The 21,073-nt window shown below is 73.5% G+C and carries 19 protein-coding genes and 1 pseudogene; 8 read left to right on the forward strand and 12 right to left on the reverse strand.

Annotated features, from left to right (window positions below; translation table 11 throughout):
- Positions 1-287: 287 nt before the first annotated feature.
- Both QK440_RS31210 and QK440_RS31215 read right to left on the reverse strand, forming a co-directional pair.
- Positions 288-773 carry an NUDIX domain-containing protein gene (locus QK440_RS31210; protein WP_282796596.1) on the reverse strand — a complete coding sequence of 162 codons (486 nt, stop codon included), beginning with the start codon at positions 771-773 and terminating at the stop codon, positions 288-290.
- Between the two features lie 141 nt (positions 774-914).
- A complete protein-coding gene (locus tag QK440_RS31215) occupies positions 915-1,154 on the reverse strand; it encodes a hypothetical protein (RefSeq protein WP_282796597.1) in 240 nt (79 codons plus the stop codon).
- A 160-nt stretch (positions 1,155-1,314) separates the two neighbouring features.
- On the opposite strand from QK440_RS31215, the gene QK440_RS31220 reads away from it, so the two are divergent.
- Together QK440_RS31220 and QK440_RS31225 are read left to right on the forward strand one after the other, a co-directional pair.
- A complete protein-coding gene (locus tag QK440_RS31220; RefSeq protein WP_282796598.1) occupies positions 1,315-2,562 on the forward strand; it encodes an XRE family transcriptional regulator in 1,248 nt (415 codons plus the stop codon).
- Positions 2,553-3,071 carry a GNAT family N-acetyltransferase gene (locus tag QK440_RS31225; protein ID WP_282796599.1) on the forward strand — a complete coding sequence of 173 codons (519 nt, stop codon included), beginning with the start codon at positions 2,553-2,555 and terminating at the stop codon, positions 3,069-3,071. Before QK440_RS31220 ends, QK440_RS31225 begins: the two co-directional genes overlap by 10 nt.
- Positions 3,072-3,588: 517 nt before the next feature.
- Here the strand turns inward: QK440_RS31225 and QK440_RS31230 are convergent.
- The 3 genes from QK440_RS31230 to QK440_RS31240 all read right to left on the reverse strand — a co-directional run bounded on the left by QK440_RS31230 (position 3,589) and on the right by QK440_RS31240 (position 6,842).
- Positions 3,589-4,023: a subtilase-type protease inhibitor gene (locus QK440_RS31230; protein WP_282796600.1), complete on the reverse strand. Its 435-nt coding sequence runs from the start codon at positions 4,021-4,023 to the stop codon at positions 3,589-3,591.
- 543 nt (positions 4,024-4,566) lie between these two features.
- Entirely contained in the window at positions 4,567-5,715 is a 1,149-nt protein-coding gene (locus QK440_RS31235; RefSeq protein ID WP_282796601.1) for an AAA family ATPase, read from the reverse strand.
- A gap of 83 nt (positions 5,716-5,798) precedes the next feature.
- Positions 5,799-6,842 (reverse strand): DUF3533 domain-containing protein, encoded by a 1,044-nt coding sequence (locus tag QK440_RS31240; RefSeq protein WP_282796602.1) that lies wholly within the window; start codon positions 6,840-6,842, stop codon positions 5,799-5,801.
- Between the two features lie 259 nt (positions 6,843-7,101).
- Here QK440_RS31240 and dnaE point away from each other — a divergent pair, with 259 nt between their 5' ends.
- The 3 genes from dnaE to QK440_RS31255 all read left to right on the forward strand — a co-directional run bounded on the left by dnaE (position 7,102) and on the right by QK440_RS31255 (position 12,401).
- Positions 7,102-10,608, forward strand: a complete 3,507-nt coding sequence (gene dnaE, locus QK440_RS31245; RefSeq protein WP_282796603.1) for a DNA polymerase III subunit alpha — start codon at positions 7,102-7,104, stop codon at positions 10,606-10,608.
- Positions 10,605-11,579: a hypothetical protein gene (locus QK440_RS31250; RefSeq protein WP_282796604.1), complete on the forward strand. Its 975-nt coding sequence runs from the start codon at positions 10,605-10,607 to the stop codon at positions 11,577-11,579. Before dnaE ends, QK440_RS31250 begins: the two co-directional genes overlap by 4 nt.
- 144 nt (positions 11,580-11,723) lie before the next feature.
- Positions 11,724-12,401, forward strand: coding sequence for a pentapeptide repeat-containing protein (locus QK440_RS31255; protein ID WP_282796605.1), 678 nt, complete (start codon positions 11,724-11,726; stop codon positions 12,399-12,401).
- Positions 12,402-12,473: 72 nt separating this feature from the next.
- Here the strand turns inward: QK440_RS31255 and QK440_RS31260 are convergent, their stop codons facing one another.
- Positions 12,474-13,478: a lytic polysaccharide monooxygenase gene (locus QK440_RS31260; RefSeq protein WP_282796606.1), complete on the reverse strand. Its 1,005-nt coding sequence runs from the start codon at positions 13,476-13,478 to the stop codon at positions 12,474-12,476.
- Between the two features lie 282 nt (positions 13,479-13,760).
- Here QK440_RS31260 and QK440_RS31265 point away from each other — a divergent pair, with 282 nt between their 5' ends.
- Positions 13,761-14,255 carry a GNAT family N-acetyltransferase gene (locus tag QK440_RS31265; RefSeq protein ID WP_282796607.1) on the forward strand — a complete coding sequence of 165 codons (495 nt, stop codon included), beginning with the start codon at positions 13,761-13,763 and terminating at the stop codon, positions 14,253-14,255.
- 40 nt (positions 14,256-14,295) lie between these two features.
- On the opposite strand, the gene QK440_RS31270 is transcribed toward QK440_RS31265, so the two are convergent.
- Positions 14,296-14,439, reverse strand: coding sequence for a hypothetical protein (locus tag QK440_RS31270; protein ID WP_190137787.1), 144 nt, complete (start codon positions 14,437-14,439; stop codon positions 14,296-14,298).
- A 157-nt stretch (positions 14,440-14,596) separates the two neighbouring features.
- Here QK440_RS31270 and QK440_RS31275 point away from each other — a divergent pair.
- Positions 14,597-15,505 (forward strand): annotated as a pseudogene (locus tag QK440_RS31275) (NUDIX domain-containing protein); the annotation flags it as partial.
- Positions 15,506-15,515: 10 nt separating this feature from the next.
- Here the strand turns inward: QK440_RS31275 and QK440_RS31280 are convergent.
- The 4 genes from QK440_RS31280 to QK440_RS31295 form a co-directional block, all read right to left on the reverse strand.
- On the reverse strand, positions 15,516-16,706 hold the full coding sequence (locus QK440_RS31280) for a GDSL-type esterase/lipase family protein (protein WP_282796608.1): 1,191 nt from the start codon (positions 16,704-16,706) through the stop codon (positions 15,516-15,518).
- 61 nt (positions 16,707-16,767) lie between these two features.
- Complete coding sequence (locus QK440_RS31285) at positions 16,768-17,337, reverse strand: TetR/AcrR family transcriptional regulator (protein ID WP_282796609.1); 570 nt, start codon at positions 17,335-17,337, stop codon at positions 16,768-16,770.
- A gap of 166 nt (positions 17,338-17,503) precedes the next feature.
- On the reverse strand, positions 17,504-17,986 hold the full coding sequence (locus QK440_RS31290) for a DUF402 domain-containing protein (protein ID WP_282796610.1): 483 nt from the start codon (positions 17,984-17,986) through the stop codon (positions 17,504-17,506).
- Positions 17,967-18,899: a GNAT family N-acetyltransferase gene (locus QK440_RS31295; protein ID WP_282796611.1), complete on the reverse strand. Its 933-nt coding sequence runs from the start codon at positions 18,897-18,899 to the stop codon at positions 17,967-17,969. Before QK440_RS31295 ends, QK440_RS31290 begins: the two co-directional genes overlap by 20 nt.
- An 81-nt stretch (positions 18,900-18,980) precedes the next feature.
- On the opposite strand from QK440_RS31295, the gene QK440_RS31300 reads away from it, so the two are divergent.
- Complete coding sequence (locus tag QK440_RS31300; RefSeq protein WP_282796612.1) at positions 18,981-19,364, forward strand: GntR family transcriptional regulator; 384 nt, start codon at positions 18,981-18,983, stop codon at positions 19,362-19,364.
- Positions 19,365-19,967: 603 nt separating this feature from the next.
- Here the strand turns inward: QK440_RS31300 and QK440_RS31305 are convergent.
- The gene (locus tag QK440_RS31305) at positions 19,968-21,062 is read right to left on the reverse strand and encodes a DUF5925 domain-containing protein (protein WP_282796613.1); all 1,095 of its coding nucleotides are present in this window, start codon (positions 21,060-21,062) and stop codon (positions 19,968-19,970) included.
- Positions 21,063-21,073: the final 11 nt, after the last annotated feature.

Below are 21,073 nucleotides of genomic sequence, written 5' to 3' on the forward strand. Positions count from 1 at the left end.
GGCCAGAAGCGCGTGCGCCGACCACGGATGCCACCGCGTCTACACCGACTCGAAGATCATTGCGGGACAAGCCTTAGCCGCTTGCTGATGTGCTGCAACTACGGACCGCTCCGTTATCTATGGGTAGGTTGCTGACTGGTGGGGCCCCAGCCCTCCCGTACCGGGGCCCGTTACTTGGACCCCGCCCTCTGCACCTGGCCCTACGGGGGCCGGGGAGAACCGCGGCGCAGAGAGCGGAGCCCGGCCGCCCGGGTGTGCACCGCCGTCGGCACACAGCCGAGCGGGGCTCAGTGATGTGCCGGCGCAGGCACGCCCTGTAGATGGAGCGGCACCCTCATCCCTCGCTCAGCGGCGGAGAGCGCCCGCTCGATCCGTTGCTGCTCGCAGGCAAGCGTGTAATCCCCGAGTTCGTATCGGTGGAGCCATGTGAGAACCCAGCCTTCCGGGGGGTTGCTCACCGCTACGTTGGTCTCGCTGGGAAGGACGGTGCCCGCGTGGACGACGACGATGAGATGCGCGGCCCACTCCTTGGCGCCGCCCGCAGGAACCTGGTCGATGAGGACGACGTCTGAGACCTGCCGTGACAGGCCGGTCAACTCCTTCAGGCAGCGCAAGGCGGTTTCAGCGATGGATTCGCCTTCCCCCACTGCGCTGCCGGGAAGGTGCCACCCCGCCGACTTGACGTGTCGGACAGTGAGGAAGCGACCGGACCGGTCGTGTAGCAGAAGATCGACCACCAGGATGGTGCGTGCCGGACTGCTGTCCGTGGACATGTCTTCTCCGTGTTCGATGTGGGTCAGGGGCGGAGGTAGGCAAGGACGAGGAGCGCCAGGCCGCTGACGATGCAGCAGGCGCCAAGGACCGCGACGCAGCCGTGGGGCTCGGAGCTGTAGGAGCGCGTCATCGGCCGGTCCTCACAGCTCGAACGCGCTGAGGTCGAGCTGAGCGGCTGCGGCCAGCTCGTTGACGGAGACAGCCGGACTCAGGTTTTCGCGCTCGGCGTCCCAGGCGATGCCGTCACGGGACCGGAGCTGAACGAAGGGCCCTTCGGCGTCCGCGACTTTGCCCACTGACCGCTTGGCCGCGTCGTAGACCATCTGCCCCGCCTGCACCCAGGCGTCTCCCTTGGCTTCTTCTGCGCTGCTGATCTGCATGTTCTGGACCGTCCTCGGGGAGTAGTCGACTCCTGGCGGCCAGTCAACGACCGATGCTGTTTCGGGGACAGGTGGAACCTCAGATGTAGTCAGCGCAGCACCCCGGTGATTTTTACCTTTGGGCTGCCATCCCGAGGTGGCATAGCGCTACCTTCGTGGGGTGTACTCGAACGTCAAGCTAGAGAGACGCATGTCTCAACTTGGCTACAGGCAGGCCGAGTTGGCGCGGGCTGTCAACGCCGAGACCGAAAGGCTGACTGGCCGACCCGGGTCCCTTACTGACGCAGATATCCGCCGATGGTTGAGGGGTGACACGAAGTGGCCTCAGGATCGAATCCGGCTTTGCGTCGAGAAGGTTCTTCAATGTTCCGCGGAAGACCTGGGATTCATCCGCAGAGCCAAGAAGAGCCCTTCACCGTCCGAGGAGGAGGACGTGCGCCGTCGTAAGTTCCTCACTGCCACGGGCGGCACAGCTCTGGCCATAGCAGCCCCCTCCTGCAAGCGGCTGGGCTTGAGCGACGTAGATCGTTTCCACCAGGAGTACATCCGCATCCTGGAAGACGACTGGCGTGTCGGAGGCCTTCGGAAGGTTGAAAACCACGCTGCGGAGCTGGCTTTGCGCATCTGCTCCGCCCTGTCGGCCGGAACCGCGTCGACCGAGGTTCGCAAGAGGCTGCACCGGCTCGCTTCGGACGCCACCAGCTCAGCAGCCTTCGCAGCGATCGACGCCAAGTCCCACAAGCGGGCTCGAATGCATCTGGAGAAGGCTGTCACTTTCGCTGGATTATCGGGAGACAGCGAGACCCAGTACCACGTATGGAACCACCTGGCTATGACCGCTTGCCAGCACGAGGAATTTTCGGAGAGCGCAGCCGCCGCAGACGTGATGAAATCTATGGCGATTGCAAGGCGTGACCCTGTCTACGCATCCCTCGGACACATGCGCAAAGCCCGCTCCTTGGCGAAGATGGGCCACTCTAGCGAAACTCTTTGCGCCCTGAGGGCTGCCGAAAAATCCTTCGACAGGGCTGATATAAGGTCCCGACCCGCCTGGATCAGCTTTTACGATCATAGTGAGATGCTTGGGCTCACCGCAGGCATCTGGTTCGCGCTGGGGCAGTATGAACGAGCTGAGTATTTCTTCCATCAAACGCTCAGCGGAATTCGTCCAGAGATGATCCGAAACCGAGCCCTGTACACGACACACTTAGCGCTCTCTCAAGCACGACAGGGGGAGCTGGAGCTTGCTTGCTTCACAAGCTCGAAGGCTTACGATTCGCTGCCGCCGGGGTCTGGCTCTAAGCGAACCACTGACATGCTGGTGAAGGTGAGGCAAGTTCTCATCTCTTCCGGCTCCAGGTCTCCAGAAGTAACTGAGTGGATTGAGAGGTCTCGGCAATGGACCTGAAGCGCTACACGCGCGAGGACGCGCGCGATATACGCACCCTGCTCCTGGATATTCATGACGAGTGTTACGCGGACGAGGAGGGCGGATTCCACTCCAGGGAGCGATTTTCCGAATTCGTCGACGCCTGGTCCGCCAAAGACACTTGGGTGTGTGTGATCGGCTATGACGGTGGCGAACCCGTGGGCTACGCCTACGGAGCTTCGTTCGGTCCTGGCGGGTGGTGGCGTGGCGTGGACGCTCCCGAGTGGTTGACAGAAGATACGAGAGTCTTCGCCCTGTCTGAGCTGATGGTGGTCCCTCGATGGCGGAAGACAGGCGCCTCGGAAAAGATCCATGACGCGCTTTTTATGGGGCGCGACACCCATGCCGTCACCCTTTTTGTCGATACCGCGCACCCGAAAGTCGTCGCCCTGTATGAACGTTGGGGTTACTACAAGACCAATGAGTCGAGGCCGTTCGACGACGCGCCCCTCTATGCAGTGATGGTGAAGGAGCTGAGGCGGCTCTAGGTGGCCCCGTACTCGTGTGGACGGCCCCGCCATTCGACCCATCGGGGGTCGCCCAGCAGGCTCTCGGCGTCCGGCAGGGCTACCCGTCGCAGGAACTCCGCGACGTCCCTGTCGCTGTGCGCCAAGCTCAGGATTCCACCGCGGACCGTGACCCGTCGTCCGTCGGACGGCGACGGGCGACTATCGGCGCGTCCGTACGACCACCATGCGACCCGGGGAGCCGTTCGCGACAGCATCGAGGGCCTACCGATCGCCACACGTCACCGAGAAGCACCCAGAAACGGTTACTGACAGTGAATAAGCCGGACGTTCGCCGGACGGTGAAGAGGGGCCCTGACCAGGCGTAACGCTTGGTCGGGGCCCCTCTTCGGTGACCGACGGACGAGTCGGGCTGTACGCCGGGTTCTGTCCATGGGTGTGCCCTCGCGGTCGGGCGGGGGCACGGGGCGCGAGGGCGCCGGAGTGTGGGGCGCCCGGGGTGGAGGGCGGGGGCCCGGGGCGTCGGGGGTGCCTGGGGTCAGAAGGCGAAGACCTTGCCCTTGCCCAGGTTCAGCGCGCACGGGTTGGCGAAGGTGTGCTCGTAGGAGACCCGGCGGCCCTCCCAGACGCCTTCGGCGGTGACGACGACCGGGTTCCACTCCTTGGTGCAGGGGCGGTCGGACGGCTTCTTCGTCACCTTGTCGAACGCGCCGCCGACCGAGCGCAGTTGCGCGCAGGCCGCCTCCGCGTCCGGGTGGCTGCCGACGCCGCCCGAGGAACAGCCGAGCGTCACCGCGCGTTGGACGGAGGCGGTCTCGGCCTTCTCGCCGTAGCCGATGGTGAGCACCAGCTCGGAGGGCGCGTAGCCGCGTGCCCCGGCGGGCTCCGGCGCGGGGCCGGCCGCGGCCGAGGCGCTCAGGCCGCCGAGCGCGAGGGCGGCGCCCAGCGCGATCCCACCAGTGATGTACCGCATTGCGAACACTCCCTTGCTTGACGTCTCACATAACGAACGAACCTGTCATCGAGTCTTGCTCAGGGCGCCTGCGAAAGCACATGGGGCGCTGACTTTCAGTCGTTGGTTGAGAACGGTGTGTAGTGGCGTGAAGTAGTGTGCCGCAGCGGCGGGGTGAGGCGCGGGACATCCCCTGCGACCGGCGGGAAAGGGCGGAGGGGGTGGAATGCTCCCGAACGCCGGAAAGCGGGGCTCGTGGCCGCATATGGGGGGTGTGTACCGCGCGCCGCGCTCCCGGGGCGCACCGGGAATGGCCGACGGGCGCTCGTCGGACCGGGCCGCGCCGCGTGCGGGCGTCCTGGGGCCCGACCCGACCTGAGGCCGCGCCGCGTGCGGGCGTCCCGGGGTCCGGCCCGAGGTCGCGCCGCGTGCGGGCGTCCCGGGCCCGCCCGACCCGAGGCCGCGCCGCGCGCGGACGCCCGGATCCCCGGAAGTCCGGGCGGCCGGAAACCGGGGCCGCGCACCGGAGGGAGGTCTGCCCCCGGCCCCCGGCCCGGCCCCCGGTCAGCGCTTCGGCCAGTACCAGAGCGGCTCGTCCAGAGGGCCCTGGCGGCCCGCTACGTGGGTCCGGCCCGCCTCCTTGAGCAGCTCCACGGAGTTCACGTCCGTGCGGCGCCGGCGCGCCTCCCCGGCGATCGCGTCCGCGAGCTCCCGCGCGTGGGTGACAAGGACGATCTGGGTGTGCTCGGCGGCGGTCAGGACCAGCTCCGCCAGGGGGCGCAGCAGGTCGGGGTGGAGGCTGGCCTCCGGCTCGTTCAGGACGAGCAGCGCGGGCGGCCGGGGCGTCAGGAGCGCGGCGGCCCACAGCAGGTAGCGCAGGGTGCCGTCGGACAGCTCGGCCGGGCCGAGCGGGCGCCGCAGGCCCCGCTGGTGCAACTGGATCTCGAACCGCCCGCCGGTGTCGGCGATCCGCACCCGGCTGCCCGGGAAGGCGGCGGCCACGGCCGCGTCCAGGGCCTCGTCGTCCCCGGTCTCGCGGATGGTCTGGAGCGCGGCGGCGAGGTCGGCGCCGTCGTGGGCGAGCACCGGGGTGCGGGTGCCCGCGCGGGCCGCGCGGGCCGGGGCGTCGGCGTCCGTGCGGACGTGGTCGTAGAACCGCCAGGAGCGGATCAGCTCGCGCAGCCGCAGCAGATCGGGCGCGAGCCGCGGGTCGGCGTACTCGCTCAGGACGCTGTCGTACGGCCGGATGCCCTGGGAGCGGTGCCAGCCGCCGTCGGCCGTACGCGTGCGCACGGCCGGGCCCGCACGGTCGCAGAGCAGCGCGGCCGGGCGCAGCACCGGGCCCGCCCAGGTGCACTCGCGCTTGATCTCCGGGTCGAGGGCGAACAGCGACGGGGCGCCGCCCGGCTGCGCCCCGCTCGACTGCGGGAGGCCGAAGTCCACGGCGTAGCCGAACTCGTCGCCCGCGAACCCCAGCCGCAGGGCGGCGGGCCCCTCCTTCCGCTCGCCCGCCCACAGGGCCGAGGGGAGGCCGCCCTCGCGGGCCAGCGCGGCCACGGCGCCTCCCCGGGCGGAGTCCGCGAGGAGCCGCAGGGCCCGGTACAGGCTGGACTTTCCGGTGCCGTTCGCTCCTGTGATGACATTGAGCCGGTCCAGGGGGACGACCAGGGTGCGGAGCGAGCGGTAGTTCTCTACGGCGAGCGTGCGGATCATGGGCTCAGGGTCGCAGGCGGGTCTGACACCGGAGCCCCCTTGCGCTCGCGCTCCGCGGCTCGTCCTCAGAGTCCTCAGAGTCCTCAGACGCCGGACGGGCTTGCGGCCCCGCGGTCGGCCCGTCGCCGCAGCTTCGGCGCCAGGAGCGTCACCGCCGCCCCGGCCACCGCCCAGGCCGAGAGGACCAGGAGCGGGCCCGTGACCGCGTTGCCCTCGAAGTACGCGATCGAGCGGGCCACCCAGGTGCCGGCGCCGGGCGGCAGGGCCGGGCCGATGGCCTCCCAGAACGGTGGCAGCATCGGCAGCGGGAAGGCGCCGCCGGCGCTCGGGTTGCCGGCCACCACGATGAGCAGGACCGCCAGCCCGATGCCGACGATGCCGGTGAGCTCCTCCAGGGCCAGGGTGATCGCGCCCACCGCGAAGGTGAGCAGGGCGCCGAGACCCCACAGGCCCATGATCGAACCGGGCAGGGCGTCGAGGATCGGGCCGACGATGACCGCGCCGCCGAGGCCGCCGGCGATCGCCAGCAGGGCCATGGCGCCGAGCCGGATCGCCGCGCGCTGCGGGGTGGCGGCCTTGGCGCCCGCGCTGATCGACATGATCGACGCGCACAGGTAGCCGCCGACGCACCAGCCGACGACCAGGTAGAAGGACGACAGGCCGTTGAAGTCCTGCGGCGAGGCCGGGGCCACGTCGACCGTCTTCACCGTCCGCTTCTGGCCGCCTCCGCCTCCGCCCGCGTCCTCGGCCTTCGTGGCGATCGTCTCCAGGGCGTTGGCGAGCGCCTTGCCGCCGCCGGAGGCGACCAGCAGGGTGTCGGTCGTCCCCCGGGGGTCGACGACCAGGGCCCCGTCGATCTCCCGGTCCATGATCTGGCGGCGGGCCTCGGCCTCGTCCTCGACCACGCGCGGGTCCAGGGGTTTGCCGGGCAGCCGTGCCAGCTCCTCCTTGGTCCGCTCGGCCGCCTCCTTGGGGGCGACGACCCCGAAGGCCACGTCCGTCGGTTTCGGGTGGTGCAGCGCGCCCACGTAGGAGGCGATGAACAGCAACTGGAGGACCAGGACACCCAGGACGAGCAGGGCTGCTCGCGGGGTGACGGCGCTCTTCAACTCGTCGGCGAAGGTCATGCCCCCACGCTCCGAGGCGCGGGGAGCGCCCGCAGGCGGGGCGGGGCCGAATGGCTGACGGGCCGCGCGGCCGGGGCCCGGCGCACGCGTCCGCGCGCCGCGCGCGGGCACACGGAAGGACGCGATCCGCACGCCGCGCGGGCACACGGAGGACGCGATCCGCGCGCCGCGCCCGCGGTCGAACCGTGGTCGAACAAGAATTCGAATGTGGTTTATGGTGGAGGTGGGGGACGGGAAGCGGAAGGTTCAGGAGGTGCGTGTGCCCGGGTTCACGCATCTGCGTACCGCCTCCGGGTTCTCCGTCCGGTACGGGGCCTCGCACCCGGAGCGGCTCGCCGAGCGCGCCGCCGAGCGTGGCATGGACGCGCTCGCGCTCACCGACCGCGACACCCTCGCGGGCGCCGTCCGCTTCGCCAAGGCCTGCGAGAAGGCGGGGGTGCGGCCGCTGTTCGGGGCCGAGCTCGCGGTGGACCCGCCGCAGCCGCCGAGCGAGCGCGGGGCCCGCCGCCGCGCCCCGGTGCGCGGCGGCGCCTTCCTCGACGAGTCGACCCCGCGCGTGACCTTCCTCGCCCGGGACGGCGCCACCGCCTGGGCCGACCTGTGCCGCCTGGTCGGCGCGGCCCACCAGGCCCCGGAGGGCCCGCCCGTGCTGCCCTGGCGGGAGAACCACGGCGACGGCCTGACCGTGCTGCTCGGCCCCGCCTCCGACGTCGGCCGCGCGCTCGCCGCCGGGCGCCCCGACCGCGCGGCCCGGCTCCTCGCCCCCTGGCGCGAGCGGTACGGCGACGCGCTGCGGCTCGAAGCGGTGTGCCACGGCCGCGCGGGCACCGGGCCCGGCTCGCTGCGCCTGGCCGCCCGCACCGTCGGCTTCGCCGCCGAGCAGCGGCTGCGCCCCGTCCTGAGCAACGCCGTCCGCTACGCCGACCCGGGCCAGGGCCCGCTCGCCGACGTCCTGGACGCCGCGCGCCGCCTGGTGCCCATCGACCCGCGCGGGGAACACGACGGCGGCGAGCGCTGGCTGAAGGACGAGGCGGCCATGCTGGGCGTCGCCGAGCGGGTCGTCGAGGCCGCCGGGTTCCGCCGCGACACCGCGTACCGGCTGCTCGAACAGACGCGGACGGCCGCCGCCGAGTGCCTCGTCGACCCCCAGGACGACATCGGCATCGGCTCCGTGCGCTTCCCCGAGCCGGGCCTCGTCGGCGCCGGACGCCGCACCGCGCAGCGCGTCCTCGCCTCGCGGGCCACCGCGGGCATGGTCCTGCGCGGCTACGACAGGAGGGCGGACGCCCGCGTGTACTGGGAGCGGATGCACCGCGAGCTGGACATCATCGCCCACCACGGCTACGCCTCGTACTTCCTCACCGTCGCCCAGGTCGTCGACGACGTACGGACGATGGGCGTCCGCGTCGCGGCGCGCGGCTCCGGCGCCGGGTCCCTGGTCAACCACCTCATCGGCATCGCGCACGCCGACCCGCTCGAACACGGGCTGCTCATGGAGCGGTTCCTGTCCACGCGGCGGCGGGTCCTGCCGGACATCGACGTCGACGTGGAGTCCGCGCGCCGCCTGGACGTCTACCGCGCGATCATCGGCCGGTTCGGCCAGGAGCGGGTGGCGACGGTCGCGATGCCCGAGACGTACCGGGTCCGGCACGCGATCCGGGACGTGGGCGCCGCCCTGTCCATGGACCCCGTCGACATCGACCGGCTCGCCAAGGCGTTCCCGCACATCCGCGCCCGCGACGCCCGCGCGGCGATGGCGGAGCTGCCCGAGCTGAGGGCCGTGGCGCGGGAGACGGAGGGGCACGACCGGCTGTGGGAGCTCGTCGAAGGGCTCGACGGACTGCCGCGCGGCGTCGCCATGCACCCGTGCGGCGTGCTGCTCTCCGACGCCTCGCTCCGCAGGCGCACCCCCGTCGTGCCCACCAGCGGCGAGGGCCTGCCCATGTCCCAGTTCGACAAGGAGGACGTCGAGGACCTCGGCCTGCTCAAGCTCGACGTCCTGGGCGTGCGCATGCAGTCGGCGATGGCGCACGCGGTCGCCGAGGTGGAGCGGGCCACGGGGGAGCGGGTCGACCTGGACGACCCGCGCCAGGTGCCGGAGGGCGACGAGGCGACGTACCGGCTCATCCGCTCCGCGGAGACCCTCGGCTGCTTCCAGATCGAGTCCCCGGGCCAGCGCGACCTGGTGGGGCGGCTCCAGCCCTCGACCTTCCACGACCTGGTGGTGGACATCTCGCTGTTCCGCCCCGGGCCCGTCGCCGCCGACATGGTGCGGCCGTTCATCGAGGCCCGGCACGGCCGCGCGCCCGCCCGCTACCCGCACCCGGACCTGGAGGCGGCGCTGAAGGAGACGTACGGGGTCGTCGTCTTCCACGAGCAGGTCATCCACATCGTGCACGTCATGACGGGCTGCGGGCTCGACGAGGCGGACCGGGTGCGGCGCGGCCTGTCCGACCCCGAGTCGCAGGGCCGCATCCGTGTCTGGTTCGCGCAGGCCGCGGCCGCCAAGGGGTACGACGCCGCGACGATCCGGCGGACCTGGGAGATCGTCGAGGCCTTCGGGTCGTACGGCTTCTGCAAGGCGCACGCCGTGGCGTTCGCCGTGCCGACCTACCAGTCGGCGTGGCTGAAGGCCCACCACCCGGCGGCCTTCTACGCGGGCCTGCTCACGCACGACCCGGGCATGTACCCCAAGCGGCTGCTGCTCGCGGACGCCCGCCGGCACGGGGTCCCGGTCCTGCCGCTGGACGTGAACCGGTCCGCGGTCGCCCATCGCATCGAACTGGAGTCCGAATCGGGGAGGTGGGGCGTGCGGCTCGCGCTGTCCGACGTGCACAACATCAGCGAGGCGGAGGCGGAGCGCATCGCGGCCGGACAGCCGTACTCCTCGCTGCTCGACTTCTGGGAGCGGGCCCGGCCGAGCCGCCCGCTCGCCACCCGCCTCGCCCAGGTCGGCGCGCTCGACGCGTTCGGCGCCAACCGGCGTGACCTGCAACTGCACCTGACGGAGCTGCACCGCGGCGCCCGCGGCGGCCGGGGCCCCCAGCTCCCGCTGCCCGGCGGCCGGAACACCGCGGCCGCGGGCCTGCCCGACCTCGACGACGCGGAGCGGCTGAGCGCCGAGCTCGGCGTGCTCTCCATGGACGCCTCGCGGAACCTGATGGACGACCACCGCGCCTTCCTCGACGAGCTCGGCGTCACCTCCGCGCGCCGGCTGCGGGCCGCGCGCCACGGCGACACCGTCCTGGTCGCGGGCGCCAAGGCCGCCACCCAGACCCCGCCGCTCCGCTCCGGCCGGCGCGTCATCTTCACCACCCTCGACGACGGCACCGGCCTGGTCGACCTGGCCTTCTTCGACGACGCCCACGAGGCCTGCGCGCACACCGTCTTCCACTCCTGGCTGCTGCTCGTCCGGGGCGTGGTGCAGCGGCGCGGCCCGCGCAGCTTCAGCGTCGTCGGCTCGGCGGTGTGGAACCTCGCGGACCTGGCGGAGCTGCGCCGCGAGGGCGGCCTGGACGCGGTGGCGCCCCGCCTGGCCGAGGGCGGACCGGCAGCCGGGGCGGGCGAGGCGGCCGGGGCGGATGCGGCGGCCGGGGCGGGCGAGGCGGCCGGGCAGGACGGCGACCCCGCGCCCGGGCCGCACCCGCGCCGCATCCGGATGGGGACCGGATACGAGATGCACCCGTGGGCCGACCTGAAACCACCCGGTGACCAGGCGCCCACGGGCCGGAAGTTGTGGCACCAGAGTCCTGGGAGTGTGGGATGACCATCCTCTGCGTACGTTTCCAGCTGCCCCCGATGTACGAGGCGGCCCTGCCGGACCTGCTCGGGCTCCTGGAGGAGTTCACCCCGGTCGTCGAAGCGCTGCCGCCGGACGGGGCGCTCGCCGACCTGCGGGGCGCCGAGCGGTACTTCGGGCGCGGCGCCGCCGACCTCGCGTCGGTGATCCGCGTACGCGCCCTCGCGCACCACGGCGTCGACTGCGTGATCGGCGCCGGGCCCGGGCCGATGCTGGCCCGCATGGCGCTGCGCGAGGCCCGGCCCGGGGTGACGCGCGCGGTGCCCGGGGACCCGGACGCGGTGGCGGAGTTCCTCGCCGGCAAGCCCGTCGCCGCGCTGCCCGGCGTCGGCACGGCCACCGCCCGCACCCTGTGCGAGTACGGCCTCGACACCCTCGACCGGGTCGCCGCCGCGCCCCTGTCCACGCTGCAGCGCCTGGTCGGCGCGAAGGCGGGGCGCGAGCTGCGCGAGAAGGCGAACGGCGTCGACCGCGGCCGGGTGGTGCCGAACGCGGTCTCCCGCTCCCTGGCCACCGAACGCCCCTTCCCGTACGACGAACTCGACCCGGGGCGGCACCGCCGCGCCCTGCTCTCGGCCGCCGAGGAGCTGGGCACCCGGCTGCGCGCCCTGGAGAAGGTCTGCCGCACCCTCACCCTCACCGTCCGCTACGCCGACCGCTCCGCGACCACCCGCAGCCGCACCCTGAAGGAGCCGACGGCCCACTCCGCGGCGCTCACCAGGACGGCGTACGGCCTGTACGAGGCGCTCGGCCTCCAGCGCGCCCGGGTCCGGGCGATCGCCCTGCGCGCCGAGGGCCTCGGCCCCGCCGACCAGGCCTCCCACCAGCTCACCTTCGACCCGGTGGACGAGAAGGCCCGCCGCATCGAGGAGGTGGCCGACCGGGCCCGGCGCAAGTTCGGCCCGGGCGCGATCGTGCCGGGGGCGCTGGCGGCGTAGGGCGTACCCGACACCTCGGCGCACCGCGACCCCGCGCCGACCCGTGGGCCGGGCCCCGGGCCCGGCGCGGGCCGCCGGCCCGACACTGATATCTCTCCTCACCTGCCCTCCCGTGCTCCCCAGTTCTTCGGAAAAGGACCAGCCATGGCCGCCGCCCCACGCCGCTCCACCCCCACCCCCCGGGACCTCGCCGACCTCCCGTACGCCCACCGCCTCGAAACCTTCACGGGGGAGCTCGGACGCGACGGCGACCACGAGTGCGTCCACTTCGACGGGTGCGACGTCACCGACGCGGACGCCGGCCGCACGGTGTTCCTCGAGTGCGCCTTCTCCTCCGTGGCCTTCGAGGGCGGCCGCTACCGGCGGGCCCGGTTCAACGACGTCTGGGCCCATCAGACCCGCTGGGTGGGCACCGACCTCGCCGAGACGGAGTGGACGGACGCCGAGGCGGGCGCGGGGCTGCTCGCCGGCGTCGAACTGCACGGCGCGCGGCTGCGCCGGGTGGTGTTCCACCACTGCAAGTTCGACTCGGTGAACCTGCGCGCGACCGCGCTGCGGGACGTCACGTTCGTCAACTGCCTGCTGCGGGACGTCGACTTCGCGGGCGCGGCCCTGAAGGGCGTCGCCTTCCCCGGTACGACCCTGGAGCGCGTCCGCTTCGACAACGTCACCGTGGACGGCGCGGACCTGAGCGGAGCCGCCGCGCTGGGCATCGCGTCCGGTCTCGCGTCACTGCGCGGGGCGGCGATCAGCGGGCTCCAACTGGTGGAGCTGGCCCCGGCACTGGCGGAGACGGTGGGCTTGACGGTCAAGGAGGGGTGAGACCGGGGGCGGCCGGGGCGCGCGCGGCCCCGGTGACCCCGGCGGCCCCGACGCCCCGGCGGCCTGCCGCGCCTAGGAGCGGTGCGCGGCGCGGCGGCGCACCGTCACGAACATCAGGCCCGAACCGAGGACCAGCGCCGCCGCGCCGCCGGCCGCGAGGTACGGCGTGGTGCTGTCGCCGCCGGTCTCGGCGAGGTCCTCGCCGGTGGCCGCGAGGGGCTTCGCGGCGGCTCCGCCCTTGGTCTCGGGCCGGTTGCCGGAGGCGCCGCCGCCCCCGGCCGGAGCGGCCTCGGTGACCGCGGGCCCGGTCTTCGCGTCGGCGTCGCCGTGCCCGCCGTGCTCCACGGAGGACCTGCCCGAACCCTCGGCGATGTCCTTCTCGGACGGCGCGGCGGCGGCCGGGGCGGCGGACCCGGCCGCGCCCTTGCCGCCGACGCGCCCGCCGAACACCACGTCCGAGCAGGTGTAGAACGCCTCGGGGGAATCCGACCGCTGCCAGATCGAGTACACGAGGTGCCGCCCGGACCTGGCCGGGACCTTCCCGCTGAACACGTACGAGCCGTCCACCAGCTTCGGGTCGGTGACCTTCGCGAAGGGCCGCTTCTCCAGGTCCGACCACTTCAGGGGCTTGGCCGGGTCGTACGACTTCTTGGTGAGGTACAGCTCGAAGGAGCCCCGGTGCGGGGCGGTGGCGCGGTAGCGGAAGGTGTGCTTCCCGGCGCTCAGCCGGGACGCCGGCCAGTCGGTGCGGGGCAGGTCGAGCCCCTTGTACTTGTCGTTCCCGGCACTGCACAGCTTGCCGTCCGGGATGATCTGCTTCGACTTGCCCGCGGCGTTGGCGATGTTGACGCCGTTCCAGTCGTACAGCGCCTGCGTGCCGCCCGCGCGGACGACCGCCTTGCACGCCGCCGACCTGGGCGCCTCGGGCCCCTCCTGGAAGCAGGCGGCCACCCGGCTCACCGGGTCCGTCATCGACCCGTGCGCGGCGGCGGGAGCCGCGGACAGCACGGGCAGCACGGACAGGGCGAGCGGCGCGACACCGGCGGTGACGGCGGCGACCTTGCGGCGAGCAGACATGGGGAACTCTCCTGGAGCGACGGCATGGGACGCCGGGGGCCGGGGCGCCACGGTGGTGCGCCGTGGTGCGCCGCCCTCCCGGTGATCAGCAAGCTAGCTCCGGAGATCCCGCGCCGCGCCCGCCGGAGGCGGCAGACGGTGATCTTTATGGTCGGCTTAAGGGACCGCTAACCACGGGCTCAGCCAAGGCCGGTTCGAGCGGGCCTCTTCCCCCGCTCAACCGGGCGGGACCGGTGGCACCGGTCACGGCGGCCGGCCCAAGGGCGCCCGTACGGTACGCACATGACCGACGAGACCACCGCATCCGGCGCGCCCCGCGGCGGCGCCCGTATCCGCCCCGCCACCGCCGCCGACGTGCCCGCCGTGAAGGCGGTCACCGACGCCGCGTACCACCACTACATCGAGCGCATCGGCCGCGTGCCCGCCCCGATGGAGTCGGACCACGCGGGGAACGTGGCGGCGGGGCGGGTGCACGTGGCCGCGGACGCGGCGGGCGCGGTCGTCGGCCTGGTGGTCGTCCACGCCCACGAGGACCACCTCTACCTGGACAACATCGCCGTCCGCCCCGACGCCAAGGGCACCGGACTGGGCCGCCTCCTCCTGGAGTTCGTCGAAAACCACGCGCGGGCGCTCGGCCTGCCCGAGATCCGCCTCCACACCAACGCGATGATGTGGGAGAACCAGAAGATCTACCCGCGCTTCGGCTACGAGTTCGTGGAGCGGCGCGTCGAGGGGGTCTACGACCGCTTCCACTACCGCAAACGCCTCACGGCCTGACCCCCGAACCCCGGGCCCTGCCGGGCCCGCTCCGGGACGGTCACTCGTCCGGCCACCACACGCGCCGGACGTCCCCGCGCACCTCCGTCCGCTCCCGGGGCAGCCGCTCGACGGCCTGCCGCTCCTCCCGCACACGACGGGCCACGGACTTCGCAACGGTCTTGTGCACGGTCACTCGGCGCATGAGGCCTCCCTGCCTACCGGGTCTGTCTTGCCGTACCCACCGAACCCCTCCCCGACACGGCCCCGCACCGGCACGTTTCTCCTCAAGGTCGCCTCGGGGGCCGGTTGTCGGTGGGGGATGTCACGATCGGCGGATGGCATCGGACAGCGAATCCCGCCGCGCGGGCGCCCCCTCCCGGCACGTCGAAGTCGTCGACGTGCACCTCGTGCTGCGGCGCGGGGAGGAGGTGCTGCTCGCCCGGCGGGACGGGACCGGGTACGGGGACGGGCTGTTGCACCTTCCCTCGGGGCACGTCGAGGACGGGGAGGACGTGCGGGCCGCCATGGTGCGGGAGGCGCGTGAGGAGCTGGGGCTCGCCCTGGACCCCGGCGAGCTGCGCGCCGTGCTCGTCCTCCAGCACCGGGGGCCGGGCGGCGCGCCCCGTACGGGGTGGTTCTTCGAGGCCGGGTACGGCGCGGGCGGGGTGCCCGTCAACGCCGAGCCCCACAAGTGCGCGGGCCTCTCCTGGCACCCGCTCGACGACCTGCCCGACGACATGGTCGCCTACTGCCGCGCGGGGCTCGAACGCCTGCGGGCGGGCGACCACTTCGCCGTGCACTGGCAGCGCGACGAGGACACGGTGGCCCACGACCCCGGGGCGCCCGACCGGTCGGTGCCGCTGGGGCGCGGGCGGGCGGGCGCCCTGCACCACGTCGAGCTGTGGGTGCCCGACCTGGCGTCCGCCGAGGCCTCGTGGGGCTGGCTCCTCGAGGAGCTGGGCTATGCGCGCGAGCGGGTCTGGGCGCGGGGCCGGAGCTGGCGGCGGGGCGAGGCGTACGTCGTCCTCGAGCAGTCCGCCGCCCTGCGCCCCGGGCGCCACGACCGGTGCGCGCCCGGCGTGAACCACCTGGCCTTCCACGTGCCGGACCGCGCCGCGCTCGACCGGCTCGTCCGGCTCGCCCCCCGGCACGGGTGGACACCGCTGTTCGCGGAGCGCTACCCGTACGCCGGGGGTGAGGCGCACTGCGCGGCGTACCTGGAGGACGGCCTCGGGTACGAGGTGGAGCTGGTCGCGGGGCGCCGCTGACCGGCCCCCCTCAGGCCCCCGGGGCGGCGAACGGGCCCGCGGCGAAGACCAGTTCGGCGAAGCGCTCGCCCATGTGGCGGTGGGTGGCGGCGTCCGGGTGGAGGTCGTCGGGCAGGGGCAGCCGCGCGGCTTCGGCCTCGCCGTACAGGGCGCGGCCGTCGAGGTGGTGCAGGTTCGGGTCGTCGGCCGCGCGCTGCCGCACGATCCGCTCCAGCTCCTCGCGGATGACGTTCAGGGTCAGCTTCCCGGCGGCGCGCTCCGCCGGGTCGCCCATGGCCCGGAACCGCAGCCGCCCCTCGCCCAGGGTGCTGAAGTCCGGGGCGCTGGGCCCCGGCGTGTCCTCGTGGACCGGGCACAGGATCGGCGACACCACCAGGAGCGGCACCGTGGGGTGGCCCTCGCGGATGGTGTCGAGGAAGCCGTGCACGGCGGGGCCGAAGGCGCGCAGCCGCATCAGGTCGGCGTTGACCAGGTTGATGCCGATCTTCACGCTGATCAGGTCGGCCGGGGTGTCCCGCAGCGCCCGGGCGGTGAACGGGTCGAGCAGGGCGCTGCCGCTCAGCCCCAGGTTGACCAGGTCCACGCCGCCGCGCGCCGCGGCGAGCGCGGGCCAGGTGGTGCTGGGGCTCGCGGCGTCGGAGCCGTGGCTGATCGAACTGCCGTGGTGCAGCCAGACCCGGCGGCCCCGGTCGGGCAGCGGCGCGACGGGCGCGTCGGTGCGCAGCGCGACCAGCTCGGTGGTCTCGTTGTGCGGCAGCCAGATCTCGATGTCCTTGGCGCGGTCGGGCAGCCCGGTGAAGCGCGCCGTGCCCACGGGCCCGGACCGGGTCTCGGCGGTCCCGGCGGTCATGTCGATGGTGAGGGTGTTGCCGCCGGCCACGCTCGTCTGACCCGCCGGGCGGCCGTCGACGAACAGGTCGTACAGGCCGTCAGGGCGCGGTGGCGCGCCCACGTACTCCCGCTTGGTGGGCAGCGTGTCCAGCTCGACGGCGGTGGCGCTGCTGCGGAAGGCCAGGCGGACGCCGGACGGCTGGGACTCGGCCATGGCGAGCTGCGGGTCGGCGCACTGGGCGCGGGCCCGGGCGGGCAGCCGGTGCGGCAGCAGGCCGTGCGCGGTGCGCTCCACGTCGAGGGCGCCGCGCAGCAGGTCCGCGGTGAGGGGCGTGGTGATCCAGGGGCGGTGGTGGTGCTCGGTGTGCATGGTGTCTGCCTGTGAAGTGGTGGGTCGCCCCTCCAGAGCGGAGGGGCGCGGGCCGGTGGTCTCAGGGCGCGGGCCAGGTGCGCAGGGTGGTGTCCAGCGCGTCGAGGATCCGCGACCAGCTCTCCCGGGGGTCCGGTGCGCTGTGGCTGAACGCGCCGCTCAGCTCCAGGCTCACGTAGCCGTGGAAGACGCTGCCGAGCAGCCGGACGGCGTGGGTCTGGTCCGGCTCGGCCAGGTCGTAGCCGCGCAGGACGGCCCGCATCATCTGGGCGTGCCGGACGCCCGCGCTCGCGGCCGCCGTCTCGGGGTCGAGGGGCTGCCGCGCCGCGGCGTAGCGGCCGGGGTGCTCGCGGGCGTAGTCGCGGTAGACGTCCGCGAAGGCGGTCAGGGCGTCCCTGCCGGACCGCCCGGCCACCGCGTCGGCGGCCCGGTCGGCGAGCTCCTCCAGGGCGAGCAGGGCGATCCGGGTCTTGAGCTCCTGGGAGTTCCGCAGGTGCGAGTACAGGCTCGCGACCTTGACGTCGAACCGCCGGGCGAGCGCCGAGACGGTCACCTGCTCGAAGCCGACCTCGTCGGCCAGCTCGGCCCCGGCGCGGGCCAGCCGCTCCGGCGTGAGTCCTGCGCGCACCATGCGGCATCGGTCCTTTCGGTACGTCTCCGTACGGCCGTCTCCGCACAGCCTTAGCCGTACAGCCCTAGCCGTGCGGCCACACGGCCGTCCCCGTACGGATCCCCGTACGACAGAACCGATTATGCGCATGCCTAAACCCTTTAGGCAAGCAGGCGAATGCTTTAGCTCAGGTCCGGGGCAGCAGTCCCTCTCCGGCCAGGTGCTCCAGGTCGGACAGCGCCCGCAGGGCCGCCGCCGCGGCGGCCGGGTCCGTCGCGGTGAGGCCGCTCGCCGCGAACTCGTCCTCGTCCAGGCGCAGGATCGTGCCGCGGTCCGCCGAGCACCACAGGTCGAGGTCCAGGTCCTCCACCGTCACGACGGACCCGGTGCGCACGGCGGGCCGGGTGACGTCGCAGTACCAGCCCTTCAGGGCGCCGTCCGCGGCGTACACCTCCTTGACCGCGTACCAGCGGTCGCGCCCGTAGTGCTCCACGAAGGTGTCGCCCGGCTCGAACCGCACGAAGCCGAAGTCGCGGACGCCCGCCCCCGCCCAGGGCGCCCGGACCGTGACCAGCGTGCCGTCGTCCGCGAGCAGCGCCGCCGGATAGCGGATCTTCGTACGGCCCGCCTTGCGCAGGTGGATCTCGACGTCAGCCGACGGTACGGACATGGCGGACCTCCGTGTCGAACACCTCGTAGCCGAACCACCGGTTGATGGCGACCATCGGACCGTTCTCCGTGTCATTGCCCGTGAACGCCTCCGTGCAGCCGGCCTCCCGCGCCCGGTGCAGCGACGCGTTCTTCGCCAGCTTGGCCAGGCCGCGGCCCCGGTGCGCGCGGGCCGTGCCTGTCATGCCGGAGGCGTAGCGGCCGTCGCCGTCGGTGTGGGCCAGGGTGAACGCGGCCGGCTCGCCGTCCACCACGGCGACCGTGGTCAGCTCGTGGTCCAGGAGCGGGTGGTGCCAGGTCTCGGTGAGCCAGTACGCGTAGTCGTCGAACTCGGCCGGTACGTCGCTCGGTTCGTCCGCGGCGGTCTCCGCGTCCAGGGCGAACAGCGGGCGCGGGTCGTCGCGGAAGTCGGCCGCCGTCCGCAGCTCGACGCCGGGCGGCGGGCCGGCGAGCGGCGGCAGCGCGGCCCTGGCCAGGTCCAGGCGGAGGAACCGGGCGGTACGGCTCGCGCGGTAGCCGCGGCGCGCGGCGAAGGCGCGGTTGCGGGGCGTGTCGAGGACCCAGGTGTACAGGGCCGTCGCACCCTCGTGCGCCAGGAACTCCTCGGCCGTGCGCACCAGGAGCGAGCCCGCGCCGAGGCCGGTGCGCTCCGGATGCACGTACACGTTCAGATACCCCTGGCCCGGCTCCGGGCTGTCGTGGGCGAGGCCCACCTGCGCGGTGCCGACCACCTCGCCGTCCGCCTCCGCGACCAGGGCGCGGTAGCGGGCGTCGGGGTGGGCGTGCGCGCAGGTGTACGCCACGGAGGCGGCGGTGGCCAGCATGGCGGGCACGGACGCGCGCCGCACCGCGGCGTACGCGGCGGCGTCCGCCGGGTCGGCGGTGCGCAGGTCGCGCACGTGGATCTCGGTCATGTCCGCCGACGGTACGCGCGGGGCCCGCCGGGGTGCCTCCCAATTTCCGCGCGGGCCGGGCGGGTGCGGGACAATCGGCGCGTGGCTCTGAAGATCGTCATCAAGGAAGGCGCGGGCAGCGCGCCGCCGTACGAGCAGGTCCGAACCCAGATCGCCGAGCAGGCGCGGGGCGGGGGCCTGCCCGTCGGCTACAAGCTCCCCACCGTGCGCGGGCTCGCGGAGACGCTCGGGCTCGCGGCGAACACCGTGGCCAAGGCGTACCGGGCGCTGGAGGAGGACGGGGTGGTCGAGACGCGGGGGCGGAACGGAACGTTCGTCGCGGCGGCGCGGGACGCGGCGGCCCGCGGCGCGGCCGCGGCCGCGCAGGCCTACGCCGACCAGGCCCGCAGGCTGGGCCTCACCGAACCCGAGGCCCTGGCAGCGGCCCAAGAGGCCCTGCGGGCGGCGTACGACTCCAGCCTCTGAGCCCTCGTCACCACCCGGGCCACACCTGTGCGCTGCGCGCGGCCGGCGCCCCTGCCCTGAGCCCTCCTCACCACCCGAGCGGCACCTGACGCTGTGCCCACCCGTCCCGCCCCAGCGGGACGATTGCCCACAGCGGGGGTGGCCCGTCCTGGCCGAGCGGGACGATTGCCCACAGCGGGGGTGGCCCGTCCCGGCCGAGCGGGACGATTGCCCACAGCGGGGGTGGCCCGTCCTGGCCGAGCGGGAGGATTGCCCACAGCGGGGGTGGCCCGTCCTGGCCGAGCGGGAGGATTGCCCACAGCGGGGGTGGCCCGTCCCGGCCCAGCAGGGCGATTGCCCACAGCGGGGGCGGCCCGTCCCGGCTCAGCGGGACGACTGCCCAGAGCGGGGGCGGGAAGTCGGCAACGGCGGTGCAAGCGCTTTGCGTCGGGGTCGGGGTGGCGAAGCGGGGGAGTCACGGGTGGGCGGGTGGGAGGGAATCCGCCGCGGTAGCGGCGGGCAGCCGACGACGGCGGTGCAAGCGCTCCGCGTCGGGGCCGGGCGGGCAAGGCCGGGGAGTGACGGGTGGGCGGGCGGGAAAGCAGGGCCCGGGGCCCCGCCGGGCTAGAGGTAGAGGCCGGCGTCAGCCCCGTCCCGGCTGGCCGGCACCGAGGCAGGAGAGGCCCCCCGCCGCAAGGCATACAGCTCCGCCAAGGTCGCGCCCTCGCGAGAAACCCCCTCGGAGGACCCGAGCCACCCCACCGCCTCGGCCCGCGTCAGCGCCCCCACCTCGATCCGCGCCAGGCACCGCCCCGGCCGCACCACCGCCGGGTGCAACCGCTCCAGGTCCTCGTTGGTGGTGACCCCGACGAGCACGTTCCGCCCCTGCCCGAGCAGCCCGTCCGTCAGGTTCAGCAGCCGCGACAGCGCCTGCCCCGCGGTGTGCTTGGCCTCGCCCCGGATCAGCTCGTCGCAGTCCTCCAGGAGCAGCAGCCGCCAGCGGCCCTTCGCCGTGCCCTCGTCCTCGCCGATGGCGATGTCCATCAGATAGCCGACGTCCGTGAACAGCCGCTCCGGGTCCAGGACGCAGTCCACCTGGCACCAGTCCCGCCACGACCGCGCGAGCGTCCGCAGCGCCGACGTCTTGCCCGTGCCGGGCGGCCCGTGCAGCAGGAGCAGCCGCCCGGAGATGTCCTCCGGCGTGGTCTTCATCAGCTTGTCCATGGCGTCGGCCACCGGCGCGGTGTAGTTCTGCCGCACCTCGCCCCACGTACCGGCGGAGATCTGCCGCGTCGTGCGGTACGGCCCGCGCCGCGGCGACACGTACCAGAACCCCATGGTCACGTTCTCCGGCTGGGGCTCCGGATCGTCCTGCGCCCCGTCCGTGGCCTGCGTCAGGACCCGCTCGGCCAGCTCCGCGGAGGTCGCCGTGACCGTGACGTCCGCGCCGCGGTTCCAGCGCGAGACGAGCAGCGTCCAGCCCTCGCCCTCGGCGAGCGTCGCGCTGCGGTCGTCGTCGCGGGCGGCGCGCAGCACGGTGGCGCCCGGCGGCAGCAGCGCCGAGCCCGGCCTGACCCGGTCGATGTTCGCGCTGTGCGAGTACGGCTGCTCGCCCGTCGTGAAGCGGCCGAGGAACAGCGCGTCGACGACGTCCGACGGCGAGTCGCTGTCGTCGACGGTGAGCCGGATCGGCAGGGCGTCCTGAGGGTTCGCAGACATGCCGCCATGAT

The sequence above is a fragment of the Streptomyces sp. CC224B genome (genome assembly GCF_030010595.1).
GTDB classification, from domain to species: Bacteria; Actinomycetota; Actinomycetes; order Streptomycetales; family Streptomycetaceae; genus Streptomyces; species Streptomyces longispororuber.